The following is a 16,339-nucleotide window of genomic DNA, read 5'->3' as shown; positions in this document are numbered from 1 at the left end:
CAGATGAACGGGGATGGAACGATAAACCCCATGAGAGCCCGCGTACTCGTGGTCGACGACGACCCCGCCCTTGCCGAGATGCTCGGCATCGTGTTGCGCAGCGAGGGCTTCGTGCCGTCCTTCGTCGCCGACGGAGAACGGGCATTGGCCGCGTTCCGCGACAGCCGGCCCGACATCGTCCTGCTCGACCTGATGTTGCCGGGCATGAGCGGCATCGACGTGGCCCGGGCGATCCGCGCCGAGTCCGGGGTGCCGATCGTGATGCTGACCGCCAAGAGCGACACGGTCGACGTGGTGCTGGGGCTGGAGTCCGGCGCCGACGACTACGTGGTCAAGCCGTTCAAGCCCAAGGAGCTGGTGGCCCGGATGCGGGCCCGGCTGCGTCGCGGCGAGGACGTCGCGCCGGAGCTGCTCACCATCGGCCCGCCCGGCAACCAGATCACCATCGACGTGCCGGCGCACACGGTCAGCCGGGACGCCGAGGAGGTCAAGCTGACGCCGCTGGAGTTCGACCTGCTGGTCGCGCTCGCCCGCAAGCCCCGCCAGGTGTTCACCCGGGAGGTGCTGCTGGAGCAGGTGTGGGGGTACCGGCACGCCGCCGACACCCGGCTGGTCAACGTGCACGTACAGCGGCTGCGGGCCAAGATCGAGCCGGATCCGGAGCGACCCGAAATCATCCTCACGGTCCGGGGCGTGGGCTACAAGGCGGGCACCGGATAACCTGGTCAGCACTGTGCTGACCGCCCCGCTGCCCGACCCGCCGACCGCCTCGCCCCGCCGGCTCCGTGCCGCGCGGGCGCTCTGGCGCGCGCTGGCCGGCCGGTCGACGCGGTTCGCCGCCGGCGTGCGCCAGGCCTGGCGGCGGTCGCTCCAGGTGCGCGTGGTCACCATCACACTTGTGGCGTCGAGTCTGCTGGTGGGTGGTTTCGCCTACCTGATCGCCGACAAGATCACCAACATCCTGCTGGAGAATGCCGAGACCGACGTGCGGATGCGGCTGAGCAACGGCAGCGAGTACGCGGCGAAGCAGTTCAACCTCTACAGCCAGCCGCAGGAGGCCCAGCTCCAGGACACCATCGACGGCACCGTCAACTACCTGGCCGGCGGGGACCCGGCGCAGACCAGCGGCGTGGTGGTGGCGATCACCGCCGACAACTTCGCCGAGTTCATCGAGCCCCGCGTGTCCCCGGACGTGCCGGTGCGCACGGTGATCGGCGACGAGCTGCGGGCCACCGTGGCGTCCGGCAAGGTGGCCCACCAGATCCGCACCGGCACGCTCGGCGGCGACCGCACGAAGTACCTGGTCTACGGTTCCCCGGTGCCCACCCGGTTCGGGCAGGTCGAGCTCTACTACCTCGTGCCCCTGGCCCGGCAGGACGCCACCGCGGCGGATGCCCGGGCCACCGTGGTCGCCACCGGCGTTGCGCTGGTGCTCCTGCTCGGCCTGCTGGCCGCGCTGGTGACCCGGCTGGTGGTGACGCCGGTCCGGGTGGCCGCGCGCACCGCCCAGCGACTCTCCGCCGGCCTGCTCGACCAGCGCATGGTGGTCTCCGGTGAGGACGACCTGGCCCTGCTCGCCGCCTCGTTCAACCAGATGGCGACCAACCTGCAACGGCAGATCCTCCGGCTGGAGGAGATGTCCCGGCTGCAACGCCGGTTCACCTCGGACGTCTCGCACGAGCTGCGGACGCCGCTGACCACGGTCCGGATGGCGGCCGACCTGATCTTCGCGGAACGGGACGAGTTCGATCCGGCGGTGGCGCGCAGCGCCGAGCTGCTCCAGGCCGAGCTGGACCGGTTCGAGGAGCTGCTCACCGACCTGCTGGAGATCAGCCGGTTCGACGCCGGTTTCGCCGTGCTGGACAGCGAGCCGACCGACCTGGTGCCGGTGGTGCACCGGGTGGTCGAGCGCCTGGCCGGGCTGGCCGAGCGGGTCGGGGTGACCATCGAGCTGGACCTGCCGGACGCTCCGGTGATCGCCGAGGTGGACCCGCGCCGGGTCGAGCGGGTGCTGCGCAACCTGGTCGGCAACGCGGTCGAGCACGGCGAGGCCAAGCCGGTGCGGGTCACGCTGGGCGTCGACCAGAGCGCGGTGGCGATCACCGTGCGGGACCACGGCGTCGGGCTCAAGCCGGGGGAGGAGAAGCTGGTCTTCAACCGGTTCTGGCGGGCCGACCCGTCCCGGGCCCGGCAGACCGGCGGCACCGGCCTGGGCCTGTCGATCAGCGTGGAGGACGCCCGGTTGCACGGCGGCTGGCTGGAGGCGTGGGGCGCACCGGGGCAGGGCGCGCAGTTCCGGCTCACGCTGCCGGCGCGGGCCGGCGACCGACTGACCACCTCGCCGTTGCGACTGGTGCCGGCCGACGCGGCCCTGCCGTTCGGCGGCCCCCGCGACGGTGGCCTGCTCGCCATCGGTCCGGGCAGCGGCGCCGGTGCGCTGGCCGTCGGCCCCGCCGACGACTCCGCGCGGATGGAGGTGGGGCCGTGAACGTGCCGCGGCGGCTGCTGGCCGTGCTGCTGGCCGGCGTCCTGCTGCCGGCCGGGTGCGGCATTCCGGCCCAGACGGACGTCCAGGTCGACGGTTCGGTGCCGGCCGGCGAGGCCGGCTCGCTCAACGGCCCGCCGGCCTCGCCGCCGGCGCCGACCGACAGCGACGAGCCGGTGCCGTTCATCGAGAACTACCTGAGCGCGGCCGCTGCCGGGGAGCGCGACCAGGCGTACACCCGGGCCCAGAAGTTCCTCGCCCCGGAGGCCCGGGAACTGCTGCCCGGCAAGCCGCAGACCAGCGAGGTCGAACTCACCGTGGTCCGGCTGCGGGCGAAGGAGAGCACTCCGCCGAACAACCAGGGCACCAGCCGGGTCACGATCAAGGTGCAGCAGGTGGGGGTGCTGCGGGCCGACGGCACCCTCGGCCCGCCGGGGGCCACCGAGACCGAGTACGTCTTCCAGTTGCGGCGGGCCGAGCCGGCCGGGACCGGGCTGCTGATCACCAGCCTGCCGAACGTGCTGCTGACCAGCGACACGGCGCTGCGCCAGTACTACCGCTCGCGCACCGTCTACTTCTGGAACTCCGACCTGACCCGGCTGGTGCCCGACCTGCGCTACCTGCCGTCGTCGGTGTCGGCGGAGCGGCGCGTCACCGAGGTGGTGAAGTGGCTGGCCGGTGGCCCCTCCGACTGGCTGGCGCCGGGTGTCACCGGGCTCCCGGACGGCACCCGCCCGATCAACAACGCCACCGGCGCGGACTCCCAGTGGGAGGTCAACCTGACCATGCCGGGCGCCAACGAGGGGCGGTTGGCCCGGCTCGGCACGCAGCTCGCCTGGTCGTTGCCGGAGTTGACCGGGCAGCTCGAGCTGAAGATCCAGAACCAGAAGCGGTTCAGCGTCGACCTGGAGCGGGAGCGCGACACCCATCCCGCGTACCCGAGGGGCGCGAATCCCACCCGGTTCAGCGTCTACGACGGCGTCCTCCATCCGCTCGCCATCGGCACCGAGCAGCGGGCCGTCGTCCCGTTGCCGGCCGCGGAGAACCGGAACGTGGTCTCGGCGACCCTCGCCCGCGCCGAGGACCAGGTGCTGGCCGCGCTGGTGGTGACCGGGGCGGACCGGCGGCTCCGGCTCAAGGTGGGCACCGGGCCGGAACCGGTGGCGGTGTTCAACACCAGCGAGCCGAAGGCCGGGTTCCAGACGATGAGCCGGCCCACCTGGCTGCGCTCGCTGGCCACCGACCATCCGGCGGGCCTGGTGGCGGCCGACGGCAAGCTCTACCGGTTCGACGGGACGGCCACGCTGAGCCCCGTCCCGCTGAACGTCTCCGGAAGCGTCGTGGCGGTCGCCGCTTCCCTCGACGGCCACCGGATCGCGCTGGTCAGCGGCGGCGCGGTCTACGTGGCGCCGGTGAGCGTGGAGGGCGGCGTGGTCACCCTGGGCCAGCCCCGCCGGCTGCCCACGCTGCTCACCGGCGTGACGGCGGTCGACTGGATCGCGGAGGACCAACTGGTGATCGCCGGCAACGACCCGGACCGGCGTTCGGCCATCCACCAGCTCAGCATCGACGGCGGCCTGGGCTCCACGCTGAAGTCCGGGATCGGCGCCGCGGTGACCCAGTTGGCGGGATACCCGGGCGGCGGGGGTGGCGGGCTGCCCGCGCTCTCGTTCATGTTCGAGACCGCCGGCAGCGCCTGGCGGAACAACCCGTTCGACCTCGTCACGCCGGAGCAGGTGCTGGACCTGCCGGCGGGCGGCAAGACGGCCAACCCGACCGCACCGTTCTTCTTCTACTGAGATGCCGGTGCCGGACCTGGGCGGCCTCTGGTCGGACCTGACCGATCTGGTGCTGCCCACCGGGTGCGCCGGGTGCGCGGTCCGCTCCCCGGCGCTGCGGCAGGGCTTCTGCCCGCGCTGCGTGGCCGAGCTTCAGGCGCTGCGGCCCGCGTCGACCCGGCCCGATCCGGCCCCACCCGGCCTGCCGCCCTGCGTGGCCCTCGGCCCGTACGGCGGGGCGTTGCGTGAGGGGCTGCTGGCGTACAAGGAACGGGGCCGACACGGGTTGGCCCGGCCGTTGGGCGCGTTGCTGGCCGAGGTGGTGGCCGTGGCGGTGGGCCGGCCCGGCCCGGTGACGCTGGTGGCGGTGCCGGACACCACCCGCGCGGCCCGGGCCCGGTACGGCGACCACCTGGAGCGGCTGGCCCGGCCCGCCGCGGCCCGGCTGCGCGCGGCCGGCTGGCCGGTTCGCGTGCTGCGACCGCTGCGGGCGCTGCCCCGGCCGGACTCGGTGGTGCTGGACAGCGCCGGCCGGGCCGCGGCGGCGGAGGCGGCGTTCCGGTTGCGCCGGCCGGGAACGGCGGCGCCGGCGGGGACGGTGGTGCTGCTCGACGACATCGTCACCACAGGTGCCACGCTGGCGGCGGTGAGCCGGAAATTGCACCGCGCGGGAATGACGCCAAAGGTCGCGGCGGTGCTCGCCGCAACGCAAAAGCGGCGACCTCGGTGACGCTTCGTGGTTCCGTTTCACCCCATGGTGTATGAGGTGTTAATTTTCGCGACCGCTCTCGACAACCGGGGGTGACTGGTGACCGAACAGGAGTTAGCGTTTCCGTGTCGGGGGTAGTGAGGAAGCCAACCTTCCCCCGGCACTGGAAGGAGGCGTAGCCGTACATCACCGGTCGACGCCGAGCGGGGCCGTCCCAGGCGCGTCGACCGGAAGATCCGGACCGAACGACCGTCCGAACAAGGGAGGTCACGTGGACATCGTGGTCAAGGGCCGTAACGTCGAAGTGCCGGACCATTACCGGGTGCACGTAGCCGAAAAACTCGCGAAGATCGAACGCTACGACCACAAACTCATTCGCGTGGATGTCGAGTTGTTCCACGAGCGCAATCCGCGCCAAGCCGACCACTGCCAGCGGGTGGAGATCACCTGCGTGTCGCGGGGCCCGGTGATCCGGGCCGAGGCCTGCACGAACGACTTCTACAGCGCGCTCGACGCCGCCATCGCCAAGCTGGACACCCGGTTCCGCCGCGCGGCCGACCGCCGCCGGGTGCACCGCGGGCGGCACGCGCCGCTCTCGGTGGCCGCCGCGACCGCCGGCCTGCCGGTGGCCGACCTCGACGGGCCCGGGTTGGCGTCGCTGAACGGGCACGCCACGGCCACCGCCGTGGCGGAACGCCCCGACGCCGACGGCTACTCCGAACCCGACGACCAGCCGTGGCACATCGCCCGGGAGAAGGTCCACCCCGCCGAACCGATGACCGTCGACGACGCGCTGTTCCAGATGGAACTGGTCGGCCACGACTTCTACCTGTTCCTGGACAAGGAGTCCGGCCGTCCGAGCGTGGTCTACCGTCGACGCGCGTACGACTACGGGATCATCTCGCTCGACACCTGACCCCTCGGCCACGACCCGGAGCCCCCGCCCGCCGCGGGGGCTCCGCTCATTCCCCGTCCGAGGCCAGTCGACCGAAGATCACCGTGTCGGTGCGGGTGCCGGCCAGGCCGGGCAGTCGCCCGCGCAGCAGTCCCTCCCGCCGGAAGCCGGCCCGCTCCAGCACCCGCTGGGAGGCGACGTTCTCCGGTCGGGTGCCGGCCCAGAGGCGGGCCACCCCGACGTCGAAGGCCCAGTCGGCGACGAGCCGGACCGCCCCGCTGGCCAGACCCCGGCCGCGGGCCTCGGGCAGCAGGCTGTAGCCCAGCATCGCCTGACCGGTGGCCGGCTCGTCGTACGCCAGCAGGCAACCGCCCACGGGCGTGCCGGTGGCCGCGTCGACGACGGCCAGGTCGGCGGCGTCGCCGGCCAACCAGTGACTCGCCGCGAGCCGGCACCGGCGGGCGATCGACGCCCGGTCCGGCGGCATCGGCGGCACCCGGCTCGCCACCACCTCCGGCAGCGTGTGCAGCCGGTACATCACCTCCTCGTCCGCCGGTTCGACGCGGCGCAGCGTCACCACGCCGTCGGTGAGCCGGCCGCCGGGCAGGTCCGGCAGCAGCCGGGCGGTCGACCCGGGCGGGTCGTCGGCCAGCCGCGCCCAGACGACCAGGTCGGGGCGGACGCCGTCGCGTGGCGTGCCGGCGCCCCGCCGTACGCCCTCGCGCCGGTAGCCGCAGGTCAGCGCCGTCCGCTGACTCGGCACGTTCTCCTGGTGGATGAGCAGCTCCAGCCGGGCCGCGCCGGCGGCGAAGGCCCGCTCGGTCAGCAGCCGGGTGGCGGCGGTCGCCACGCCCCGGCCGCGCGCCGACGGCCCCACCCAGTAGCCGATCTCGTAGGTCGCCCGCGCGGCGCTGAGCCGGGTCAGGCCGATGCTGCCGAGCAGCCGGTCGGTGGCCGGGTCGGCGATCGTGTACGCGGCCCCGCCCGCCGCCCGGACGGCCGGTGCCCCTTCGGTGATCCACCAGCGCGCGTTGTCCACGTCGTACGGGTCGGGCAGCCGCGGGATGAACCGCCGGGTCTCCGGGTCGGCGCAGCCGGCCACCGTCCCGGGCACGTCCGCCGGGTCGCAGGGGCGCAGCCGGACTCCGTACCCCTCGATCGTCTCCGGGGTCACACCAGGTCCTGGGGCAGCAGGCCGCCGATCCACATATCCTGCCGCTCGCCGCGGTGCTGGACGCCGCCGCGCAGCGTGCCCTCGACGGTGAAGCCGGCCTTCTCGGCCGCCCGCCGGGACGCGGTGTTGCCCACGTTGGCCCGCCACTCGACCCGGGCCAGGCCGAGTGTGGTGAACCCCCAGGCGCAGAGCGCGGTGAGCGCGGCCGGCAGGTAGCCCCGCCCCCGGGCGGCCGGGGCGGTCATGAAGCCGACGTCGGCGACCAGCGGGTCGGTGGGGAGGATGCGCAGGTCGATCGAGGCGACGTAGTGGTCGTCCGGGTCGGCCACCGCGAACATCGCGCCGGTGCCCCGGGCCCAGGCCGGCCGCACCAGGTCCCGCAGGTAGCCCTCGGCGTCCTCCGGCCGGTAGGGGTGCGGCACCGTGGTCCAGCGCACCGTCTGCTCGTCCTGACAGGTGCGGGTGATGTCGGGGAGGTCGCGTTCCTCGAGCGGGCGCAGCCGCAGCTCGGTGCCGCCGGCGGTGGCGAACAGGACGGGCTGCGGCCGGCCGAAGACGGCCGCCCGGCGGGCCTGGAGCGTGGTCGGACCGTACGGGACCGGGTCACCCGGCGCGGCCAGCCCGGCCGGGAGCAGCGAGCCGATCCACCCCTCCGGCCGGCCCCCGTCGGCGGGGTGGGCCAGCCGCAGCTCCCCCTCGACCCGGAAGCCGGCCCGCAGCGCGACCAGCCGGGACGCGTGGTTGCCGATCTCGGCCTGCCAGGTCAGTCGGCGCAGGCCGAGCGCGTCGAACGCCCAGCGGGCGACCGCGCGGACGGCGCGGACCGCGACGCCCCGGCCCCGCGCCCAGGGCGCGGTCCAGTAGCCGATCTCGGCCGAGTCGAGCGCGCGGTCGACGGAGACCAGGCCGCACGAGGCGAGCAACTCGCCGCTGTCGGCGTCGCAGACCGCGAACGGCGCGCCGGCACCCGTCGACCAGGCAGTCGCGGCGACCGTGGTCACGAACGCGAGGGCGTGTTCGGGCCGGTACGGGCGAGGTACGGTGGTCCAGCGCTGGATGTCCGGGTCCTGGCAGGCGCGGTGCACCGCGTCGGCGTCCGCCGCCCGCCAGGGGCGCAGCAACAGCCCGTCCTCGATGATCTCCACAGGCTCCATCCGAGCCATGGTGCCGGATCGTTCGCGGACGGCGTAACCCGATTAGCGGTTGCTGCCCGCGTGCCCGCGGCGTTATGTCGGGTTCCCGGGTTCGGACCGCCGCCACCAGTGACCATCGCCGCGTCGGAGCGCCTACGATGGTTCGAGACCGTCTAGGGGAGCGTTGATCCGTGTCGATTCTGGAAAAGGTCCTTCGCGCCGGCGAGGGCCGCATGGTGCGTCGGCTGAAGGCCATCGCGGCCGCCGTCAACTCGATCGAGGACGACTACGTCAACCTCGACGACGACGAGCTGCGCGGCATGACCGACCAGTTCAAGGAGCGGCTCGCCGACGGCGAGACCCTCGACGACCTGTTGCCCGAGGCGTTCGCGGTGTGCCGTGAGGCCGCCTCGCGGGTGCTCGGTCAGCGCCCCTACGACGTCCAGGTGATGGGCGGCGCGGCGCTGCACTTCGGCAACATCGCCGAGATGAAGACCGGTGAGGGCAAGACGCTGACCTCGGTCATGCCGGTCTACCTGAACGCGCTCGCCGGCAAGGGCGTGCACGTGATCACCGTGAACGACTACCTGGCCGAGCGCGACGCCGCGTGGATGGGCCGGGTGCACGAGTTCCTCGGGCTCACCGTCGGGGTGGTGCTGCCGAACCGGCCCGCCACCGAGCACCGCGCGGCCTACGAGTGCGACATCACCTACGGCACCAACAACGAGTTCGGCTTCGACTACCTGCGCGACAACATGGCCTGGTCGAAGGAGGAGCTGGTCCAGCGCGGCCACTTCTTCGCGGTGGTCGACGAGGTCGACTCGATCCTCATCGACGAGGCCCGCACCCCGCTGATCATCTCCGGGCCGGCCGAGCACTCCGCCCGGTGGTACCAGGAGTTCGCCGGGGTGGTGGCCCGGCTCCAGCCCGGCACCGACGGCGAGGGCGACTACGAGGTCGACTACGCCAAGCGCACCATCGCGGTCAGCGAGCGCGGGGTGGCCCGGGTCGAGGACCGGCTCGGCATCGACAACCTCTACGAGTCGGTCAACACGCCCCTGGTCGGCTACCTGAACAACGCCATCAAGGCCAAGGAGCTCTACAAGCGCGACAAGGACTACATCGTCAGCGACGGCGAGGTCCTGATCGTCGACGAGTTCACCGGCCGCATCCTGCACGGCCGCCGCTACAACGAGGGCATGCACCAGGCGATCGAGGCCAAGGAGGGGGTGGAGATCAAGCAGGAGAACCAGACCCTGGCCACCATCACCCTCCAGAACTACTTCCGCCTCTACGAGAAGCTGTCCGGCATGACCGGCACCGCGCAGACCGAGGCGGGCGAGTTCAACAAGGTCTACAAGGTCGGCGTCGTGACCATCCCGACGCACCGGCCGATGGTCCGGATGGACAAGCCCGACGTCATCTACAAGACCGAGAAGGCCAAGTTCAACGCCGTGGTGGAGGACATCGCCGAGCGGCACGAGCAGGGCCAGCCGGTGCTGGTCGGCACCGTCTCGGTGGAGAACTCCGAGATCCTGTCGCACATGCTGCGTCGCCGCGGCATCCCGCACTCGGTGTTGAACGCGAAGTTCCACGCCAAGGAGGCGGAGATCGTCGCCCAGGCCGGGCGCAAGGGCGCGGTCACGGTCGCCACCAACATGGCCGGTCGCGGCACCGACATCCTGCTCGGCGGCAACCCCGAGTTCCTCGCCGCCAACGACCTGCGCCAGCGCGGCCTCGACCCGGTCGAGCAGCCGGAGGAGTACGCCAAGGCGATGGAGGAGATCCTCCCGACCTGGAAGCAGGCCTGCGACACCGAGGCGGAGGAGGTCGCCGCCGCCGGTGGGCTCTACGTGCTGGGCACCGAGCGGCACGAGTCCCGCCGGATCGACAACCAGCTCCGGGGCCGGGCCGGCCGGCAGGGCGACCCGGGCGAGTCCCGGTTCTACCTGTCGCTCCAGGACGAGCTGATGAAGCGGTTCCGCGCGGGCGCGGTCGAGGCGGTGATGGACCGCTTCAACATCCCGGAGGACGTGCCCATCGAGTCGAAGATGGTCACCCGCCAGATCAAGAGCGCCCAGGCCCAGATCGAGGGCCAGAACGCCGAGATCCGCAAGAACGTCCTGAAGTACGACGAGGTGCTCAACAAGCAGCGCCAGGTGGTCTACGCCGAGCGCCTCCGGGTGCTCAACGGCGAGGACCTCTCCGACCAGGTCCGCAACATGATCGACGACACGGTCGGCGCGTACGTGGTGGGCGCCACCAGCGACGGCTACGCGGAGGACTGGGATCTCGACCAGCTCTGGTCCAGCCTGAAGCAGCTCTACCCGGTCGGCGTCACGGTCGAGGAGCTGGAGGAGGAGGTGGGCTCCCGGGCCGGCCTCGACCAGGACTTCCTGCTCGCCCGCCTCAAGGAGGACGCGCACGCCGCGTACGACCGGCGCGAGGAGACCCTCGGCGAGGAGGCGGTCCGCCAGTTGGAGCGGATGGTCCTGCTCCAGGTGATCGACCGCAAGTGGCGCGAGCACCTCTACGAGATGGACTACCTCCAGGAGGGCATCAGCCTGCGGGCGTACGCCCAGCGCGACCCGGTCATCGAGTACCAGCGCGAGGGCTTCGACATGTTCGCCACCATGATGGACGGCATCAAGGAGGAGACGGTCGGCTTCCTCTACAACCTCGACGTGCAGGTCGAGGAGGCCGCGCCGGAGGCCGAGGAGGTGGAGCTGCTGGAGAAGCCGGTGGAGATCCGGGCCAAGGGTCTCAACCGCACGCCGCAGCAGCAGGGTCTGCAATACTCCGCGCCGGCCGTCGACGGCGAGGCCGGTCGCGGCGCCCCGGTGATCGAGCGGGTCGAGCAGCAGGCGCCGGCGCTGGGCATCGGCCAGCCGGCGCCGGAGCGCCCGGCCGGCTCGACGCCGCGCCGGACCCCGGCCGGCGCGAGCGGCCAGGCGGCTGCCGCGAGCAGTGCCGCCCGGCGCTCCGCGTCCCCCCAGGTCGACGGCGGTGAGGGCCCGTCCCGGAACGCGCCCTGCCCGTGTGGCTCCGGCCGCAAGTACAAGCGCTGCCACGGCTCGCCCAACGGCGGCAACTGACCCCAGCACCAGCCCGACGGGCCCCGGCCACCGGCCGGGGCCCGTCGGCGTCCGGTGGGCCTGTCGGGCTCCTGTGCGCGCTGGTGTGCGTGCGTCGACCTGCGAGCGGGGTCGTCAAGACGTCCGCGATCTCAAGCCCCCGGGCCCGTCTCAGCGCGGTCAACTTGATGATCGTCGGCCCAGCCGGGTGGAACCGGCCGGTTGATCAAGGAGTTCGCGTCGTCGCGGAGATCGACTCCGACGCAAACTCCTTGATCAACCCTGCGGAAGGGGGGTCAAAGCACGTTCAGGACGAGGCAGAGCCAGTTGCCGCGGCGGTGTTCCAGGCGCACGGCGATGGCCCAACCGGTGCCGCCCACACCGGCGAACACGGCGGTGGCCTCCACCGCGCCGGCCCGGGGTTCACAGACGCGCAGCCGGCGCAGGAGCAGGGCCGGCCGGGCGCTGCGGCGGCGGACCGGGGTGACCCGGCGGGCCGCCCGGGTCAGCTCGGCCGACACCTGGGCGGCGGCCTCGGGCAGGCAGAGCGGCCGGAGCTGCCCGGGCGGCCGGAAGCCGTTGACGATCTCCAGGAACGTGCGCACGAACCGGTGGGCCGCCCGCGCGGCCTCGGGCGTGGCGGCGGCGAGCGCGGAGGACGGCGGTTCGCCGGTGGACTGCCCGGCGGCGATCCCGGAGGTGGACCAGCGTGGCCAGCCGGGAGCGCGGTCCGGGGCCCGGTTGGCGGGGCGACCGGGATCGCGGCGACGCCTGTCGACCAGGTCGAGCGCGAGCTGGCCGACGTGGCTCCAGACCGCGTCCTCGTCGGTGCAGGGCGGGTCGAGCGGCGGCGCGGGGCGGAGGCGGACCGGTGGACGCGGTGCCCGGGGACGGCGGGTGTCAACCATGTCAGCCCTCGAATCCTGCGTTTGCCTCTGTTTGCCTTCGACAGCCTTCATCTTCGAGCATGAGAAGCGTACGCGTCAATGGCTCACGGTTGGCGGAAGGTCACTCCACGTCGCGCTCGCCCAGCGGGTTGCCGCGTACCCACTCGGCGGTCTCGGCGTACTTGCGCTCGATGTATTCCTCCAGGCGCGCGCGTTCGACCCGCCACTGGCCCCGGCCGCCGATCTTGATCGCGGGCAGCTCGCCGCTCCGGACCATGTGGTAGACCTGCGAGTCCGAGACATTCAGCTCGGCGGCGACGTCGGAGAGCAGCAGGAACCTCGACTCCACGATGACTCCCGGGGTTGGCTTCGTTTGCCTCAGTTTGCCACCAGCGAGCGACACCATTCGCGCCCGCTTCGGCGGACACACTGGTGGGACGCTTCTCTCCGGCGGGTGCCGGGTGTATGACGGTGTCGGCGTACGGCATGATCGGCGCCCGGAGCCGGCGTCCGCCGGCGAGCGGCGGAGAGTGCGGGGAGAGTGCGGTGACCGACGAGCTTGTCCGGGTGTACCTGCCGGCGACCGTCCCGATGCTGGCCCGGCTGCGGGACGAGGGCCTGGCCGCCGAGGCGGCACACGCGGTCACCCCGGAGCTGCGCGAGTGGTACGCCGAGGGCGACGAGGAGGAGCTGGAGTACGTCGCCTTCACCCGGGCCGCCCAGGACGCGTTGCTTCTGCTGCGGGCCGATCCCGGCGCCCCACGGCGGCGGGTGGTGGTCTCGGCCGACCTGCCGCCCCGCGCGGTCGACCGGGTCGCCGGCGAGCTGGGCTCCAGCGTGGTTCGGCCGGCCGGGCCGGTGCCGGTGAAGTCCGTCGCCGCGATCCACGTGGACGGCGCGGACGCGGCCGGGGACGTGGCCGCCGCCGCCGACGTGGCGGCGCAGGCGCAGGCCGGTGACCCCGACGCCCAGTTCACCGTCGACGGCGTCGAGGACCACGAACTGGAGTGGTACGACGTCACGGAGCTGGACCTGCTGCTGCGCGACGCCGGCTGAGGCCGCCGGGCGGCTCAGGCCGCCGGCTCGTCCTCCTCGTCGTCGACGGCACGCGGCCCGAGCGTGCGCCCGAAGACGATGAGCGTGGTGAGCGCGCCCACGAAGAGCACCCAGATCGCGTTGTCCACCCGGGAGGTGCCGAGCGCGGTCTGCGCCACCTGGTCGGCCTCGCTGAGCGCGGCGGCCAGGTCGAGCAACCCGCGCCCGCCGATCCGGATGATCACCTCGGTGAGCAGCAGGAGCAGGCCGGCACCGGCGCCGGTCACCAGGTACGCCGGCCAGCGAAGCGACGACGCCCCGCCGCCCCGGCGCTCCGCGCGCCGGCGCGACCAGGCGAGGTAGAGGTACGCCACCAGACCGGCGATCAGCCCGGCGAGCAGCGACTCCGTCCGGGACACCCACTTGGCGGCGTCCAGCACGGACTGCTGCGTCTCCCCGGCGCCGTACAGGTCGGAGAGCGGGTCCCGGGCGCGGCTGAACAGCACCACGAAGATCTGCGCGGCGAGCGTGGCGGCGGCGAGACCGGCCACCACCCGCGCCTGGCGCGCGCCGGCCATCGCCCCGCCGATGATCGCGGCGGCGGCCGTGGTGCCGGCGATGGTGTTGGTGGTGGCGTTGTCGGCGTACGTGAGGTTGATGCCCACCGCGGTGGCGAGCCCGACCAGCAGGCCGGCGCCGACGGTGGCCAGGAAGCGCAGCGAGGCGCGGTCCAGCCGGTTCGTGGCCGCCAGCGCGACGGTGGCGCCGGTGACCAGCGCCGCGGTGATCACGCCGGGGAGCGCGTACGCGGAGAGGCTGATCGCGGTGACCCCGGCCGCGGTCGAGGTGATCGCCTCCCGGGTGGACCACAGCATGGCCACCAGCCAGGCGAGCGACAGCGCGGCCAGCGGCAGCGCGCCCGGCGCGTACCCCGGCCGGCCGGCGGCGGTGCCGACCTGGCCGGCGACGGGCGGCGCGTCGGCCTCGGGCCGGTCCGGTTCCGCGGCCGTGGAGCTGCCGGGCTGGTTGCTCATCGTCTCCCTTTCGACGGCTGCCGGATCGCCCCGCGCGGGCCAGGCAGGTCACCGGCCATCCAGCGTACGCGTCCCGCGACGCCGCTCCGGCGGGCCCGCCGGGGTGGCCGACCGCCGGCGGGGACGGCGGGGCTGCCGCCGTTCGGCCCGACGAGGACTCTGACGAATCGTCGACCCGACGCTCTCTGTTCTGACGTTTCGTCGGGTGAGGGCCACTCCTGCCGATGGTCCGGAGAGGGTGGGTGCGTCCCATCTCCCGACCCGCACCCGGGGAGCCCGGGCCGACGGGAACGCCGCGTGAAAGAATCGGCGCAGGTCCCGCCGCCGCGACCGGTCCGCCGCGTGGTGTCCGGCACCCGGCCGCCCGGCCGGTGCCCGCGGGTCCGGTTTCGCCATCGCCGTCGAGATCGCACAGGAGCCTGTGATGGACGCCGTGTTCTCCGTTCCCGAGCCGCGCAACGAGCCGGTCCACACCTACGAGCCCGGCAGCGCCGACCGGGAGCGGCTCCAGCGGCGGCTGGCCGAGCTGGCCGCCGAGCGGATCGAGCTGCCGATGACCATCGCCGGCGAGCAGCGGATGGCCGGCGGCGAGTCGATCGACGTGGTCCAGCCGCACAAGCACGCGCACGTGCTGGGCGTCACCGGGCACGCCACCCACGACGACGCCCGCGCCGCCGTCAAAGCGGCCAAGGACGCCGCCCCGATGTGGCGGGCACTGCCGTTCGAGGAACGGGCCGCGATCTTCCTGCGCGCCGCCGACCTGCTGGCCGGTCCCTGGCGGGACACGCTCAACGCGGCCACCATGCTGGGCCAGTCCAAGACCGCCGTCCAGGCCGAGATCGACGCCGCCTGCGAGCTGATCGACTTCCTCCGGTTCAACGTCCACTTCGCCCGCCGGCTCCTGGCCGAGCAGCCGATGTCCTCGCCGGGCGTGTGGAACCGCTTCGACCACCGGCCGCTGGAGGGCTTCGTCTACGCGGTCACGCCGTTCAACTTCACCGCCATCGCCGGCAACCTGCCGTCCGCGCCGGCCATGCTCGGCAACACCGTGGTCTGGAAGCCGGGCCCGACCCAGCAGTTCGCCGCGCACTTCACCATGCGGCTGTTCGAGGCGGCCGGCCTGCCGCCCGGTGTGATCAACATGGTCACCGGGCGCGGCGAGGAGGTCTCCGACGTGGTGCTCGCCGACCCCGACCTGGCCGGCATCCACTTCACCGGCTCCACCAAGGTCTTCCAGCAGCTCTGGCGCACGGTCGGCGAGAACATCGCCCGCTACCGGGGTTACCCGCGACTGGTCGGCGAGACCGGCGGCAAGGACTTCGTGGTGGCGCACACCAGCGCCGACGTGGACGCGCTGCACACCGCGCTGCTCCGGGGCGCCTACGAGTACCAGGGCCAGAAGTGCTCGGCCGCCTCGCGGGCGTACGTGCCGCGCTCGATCTGGGAGGGTGGGCTGCGGGACCGGCTCGCCGCCTCCGCGGACGCGCTGACGTACGGCGACGTGACCGACTTCAGCAACTTCGGCGGCGCGGTCATCGACGACCGGGCGTTCGGCCGGCACACCGCCGCGCTGGAGCTGATCAAGGGCGACGACAGTTGCCGCGTGCTGGCCGGCGGCACCGCCGACGACTCGGTCGGATACTTCGTCCGGCCCACGCTCTTCGAGTGCTCGGACGCCGCGCACGAGACGTTCACCACCGAGTACTTCGGGCCGATCCTGGGCGTGCACGTCTTCGACGACGCCCGGTTCGACGACGTGGTCGCGCAGGCCGAGTCGATCGCGCCGTACGCGCTGACCGGGTCGATCTTCGCGACCGACCGCCGGGTGGTCGACCAGGTGGCGGAGAAGATGCGGTACGCGGCCGGCAACTTCTACATCAACGACAAGCCGACCGGCGCGGTGGTCGGGCAGCAGCCGTTCGGCGGCGCGCGGGCCAGCGGCACCAACGACAAGGCGGGCTCCTGGCACAACCTGGTCCGCTGGACGTCGCCCCGGACGATCAAGGAGACGTTCGTCCCGCCGACCGACCACACCTACCCGCACATGGGCTGAGGTGTAAGCAGGGGCCCCTTCTTAACAGACGTCTGTTAAGAAGAGGCCCCTCCTTACTGTCGTCGGTCGACGGTGCACTCTG

13 protein-coding genes are annotated in these 16,339 nt (G+C 73.0%); 8 read left to right on the top strand and 5 right to left on the bottom strand.

The genetic code is table 11. From position 1 onward, the window contains the following. The first annotated feature begins 30 nt into the window (after positions 1-30). From mtrA to hpf, 5 genes are all read left to right on the top strand, one after another. Positions 31-720, top strand: a complete 690-nt coding sequence (gene mtrA, locus ACZ6O5_RS09715) for an MtrAB system response regulator MtrA (RefSeq protein ID WP_091060316.1) — start codon at positions 31-33, stop codon at positions 718-720. A 13-nt stretch (positions 721-733) separates the two neighbouring features. Next, positions 734-2,488 (top strand): MtrAB system histidine kinase MtrB, encoded by a 1,755-nt coding sequence (mtrB, locus tag ACZ6O5_RS09710; RefSeq protein ID WP_465975844.1) that lies wholly within the window; start codon positions 734-736, stop codon positions 2,486-2,488. A gap of 2 nt (positions 2,489-2,490) precedes the next feature. Beyond that, positions 2,491-4,284 (top strand): LpqB family beta-propeller domain-containing protein, encoded by a 1,794-nt coding sequence (locus ACZ6O5_RS09705; protein ID WP_465975919.1) that lies wholly within the window; start codon positions 2,491-2,493, stop codon positions 4,282-4,284. A gap of 1 nt (position 4,285) precedes the next feature. Beyond that, positions 4,286-4,993 (top strand): ComF family protein, encoded by a 708-nt coding sequence (locus ACZ6O5_RS09700; RefSeq protein ID WP_374709281.1) that lies wholly within the window; start codon positions 4,286-4,288, stop codon positions 4,991-4,993. A gap of 250 nt (positions 4,994-5,243) precedes the next feature. Further along, positions 5,244-5,888, top strand: coding sequence for a ribosome hibernation-promoting factor, HPF/YfiA family (gene hpf / locus ACZ6O5_RS09695; RefSeq protein ID WP_396777069.1), 645 nt, complete (start codon positions 5,244-5,246; stop codon positions 5,886-5,888). Between the two features lie 46 nt (positions 5,889-5,934). Here the strand turns inward: hpf and ACZ6O5_RS09690 are convergent, their stop codons facing one another. Beyond that, a complete protein-coding gene (locus tag ACZ6O5_RS09690; protein WP_465975842.1) occupies positions 5,935-7,041 on the bottom strand; it encodes a GNAT family N-acetyltransferase in 1,107 nt (368 codons plus the stop codon). Then, entirely contained in the window at positions 7,038-8,195 is a 1,158-nt protein-coding gene (locus ACZ6O5_RS09685; RefSeq protein ID WP_465975841.1) for a GNAT family N-acetyltransferase, read from the bottom strand. The genes ACZ6O5_RS09690 and ACZ6O5_RS09685 overlap by 4 nt, the downstream gene beginning before the upstream one ends. A 170-nt stretch (positions 8,196-8,365) precedes the next feature. Here ACZ6O5_RS09685 and secA point away from each other — a divergent pair, with 170 nt between their 5' ends. After that, positions 8,366-11,269: a preprotein translocase subunit SecA gene (gene secA, locus ACZ6O5_RS09680; RefSeq protein ID WP_465975840.1), complete on the top strand. Its 2,904-nt coding sequence runs from the start codon at positions 8,366-8,368 to the stop codon at positions 11,267-11,269. 275 nt (positions 11,270-11,544) lie between these two features. Here the strand turns inward: secA and ACZ6O5_RS09675 are convergent, their stop codons facing one another. Continuing rightward, positions 11,545-12,156: an Rv3235 family protein gene (locus tag ACZ6O5_RS09675; RefSeq protein WP_465975839.1), complete on the bottom strand. Its 612-nt coding sequence runs from the start codon at positions 12,154-12,156 to the stop codon at positions 11,545-11,547. A gap of 100 nt (positions 12,157-12,256) precedes the next feature. Then, the gene (locus ACZ6O5_RS09670; protein WP_281944189.1) at positions 12,257-12,487 is read right to left on the bottom strand and encodes a helix-turn-helix domain-containing protein; all 231 of its coding nucleotides are present in this window, start codon (positions 12,485-12,487) and stop codon (positions 12,257-12,259) included. 194 nt (positions 12,488-12,681) lie between these two features. Here ACZ6O5_RS09670 and ACZ6O5_RS09665 point away from each other — a divergent pair, with 194 nt between their 5' ends. Then, positions 12,682-13,191: a DUF6912 family protein gene (locus ACZ6O5_RS09665; RefSeq protein WP_465975838.1), complete on the top strand. Its 510-nt coding sequence runs from the start codon at positions 12,682-12,684 to the stop codon at positions 13,189-13,191. 14 nt (positions 13,192-13,205) lie between these two features. Here the strand turns inward: ACZ6O5_RS09665 and ACZ6O5_RS09660 are convergent, their stop codons facing one another. Then, positions 13,206-14,204: a hypothetical protein gene (locus tag ACZ6O5_RS09660; RefSeq protein ID WP_465975837.1), complete on the bottom strand. Its 999-nt coding sequence runs from the start codon at positions 14,202-14,204 to the stop codon at positions 13,206-13,208. A gap of 424 nt (positions 14,205-14,628) precedes the next feature. On the opposite strand from ACZ6O5_RS09660, the gene pruA reads away from it, so the two are divergent. Next, entirely contained in the window at positions 14,629-16,257 is a 1,629-nt protein-coding gene (pruA, locus tag ACZ6O5_RS09655; RefSeq protein ID WP_465975835.1) for an L-glutamate gamma-semialdehyde dehydrogenase, read from the top strand. The last annotated feature ends 82 nt before the right edge of the window (positions 16,258-16,339 follow it).

The organism is Micromonospora sp. NPDC049201 (assembly GCF_055586805.1).
Note: the sequence above shows the minus strand (reverse complement) of the source record. Positions and strands in the feature narration are given on the sequence as shown.

Excerpts from the sequence above, each read along its gene's own strand:
- ACZ6O5_RS09685 (WP_465975841.1), bottom strand. The coding sequence starts at position 8,195 with ATGGAGCCTGTGGAGATCATCGAGGACGGGCTGTTGCTGCGCCCCTGG.
- ACZ6O5_RS09675 (WP_465975839.1), bottom strand. The coding sequence starts at position 12,156 with ATGGTTGACACCCGCCGTCCCCGGGCACCGCGTCCACCGGTCCGCCTC.
- pruA (WP_465975835.1), top strand. The coding sequence starts at position 14,629 with ATGGACGCCGTGTTCTCCGTTCCCGAGCCGCGCAACGAGCCGGTCCAC.
- ACZ6O5_RS09660 (WP_465975837.1), bottom strand. The coding sequence starts at position 14,204 with ATGAGCAACCAGCCCGGCAGCTCCACGGCCGCGGAACCGGACCGGCCC.
- mtrA (WP_091060316.1), top strand. The coding sequence starts at position 31 with ATGAGAGCCCGCGTACTCGTGGTCGACGACGACCCCGCCCTTGCCGAG.
- ACZ6O5_RS09700 (WP_374709281.1), top strand. The coding sequence starts at position 4,286 with ATGCCGGTGCCGGACCTGGGCGGCCTCTGGTCGGACCTGACCGATCTG.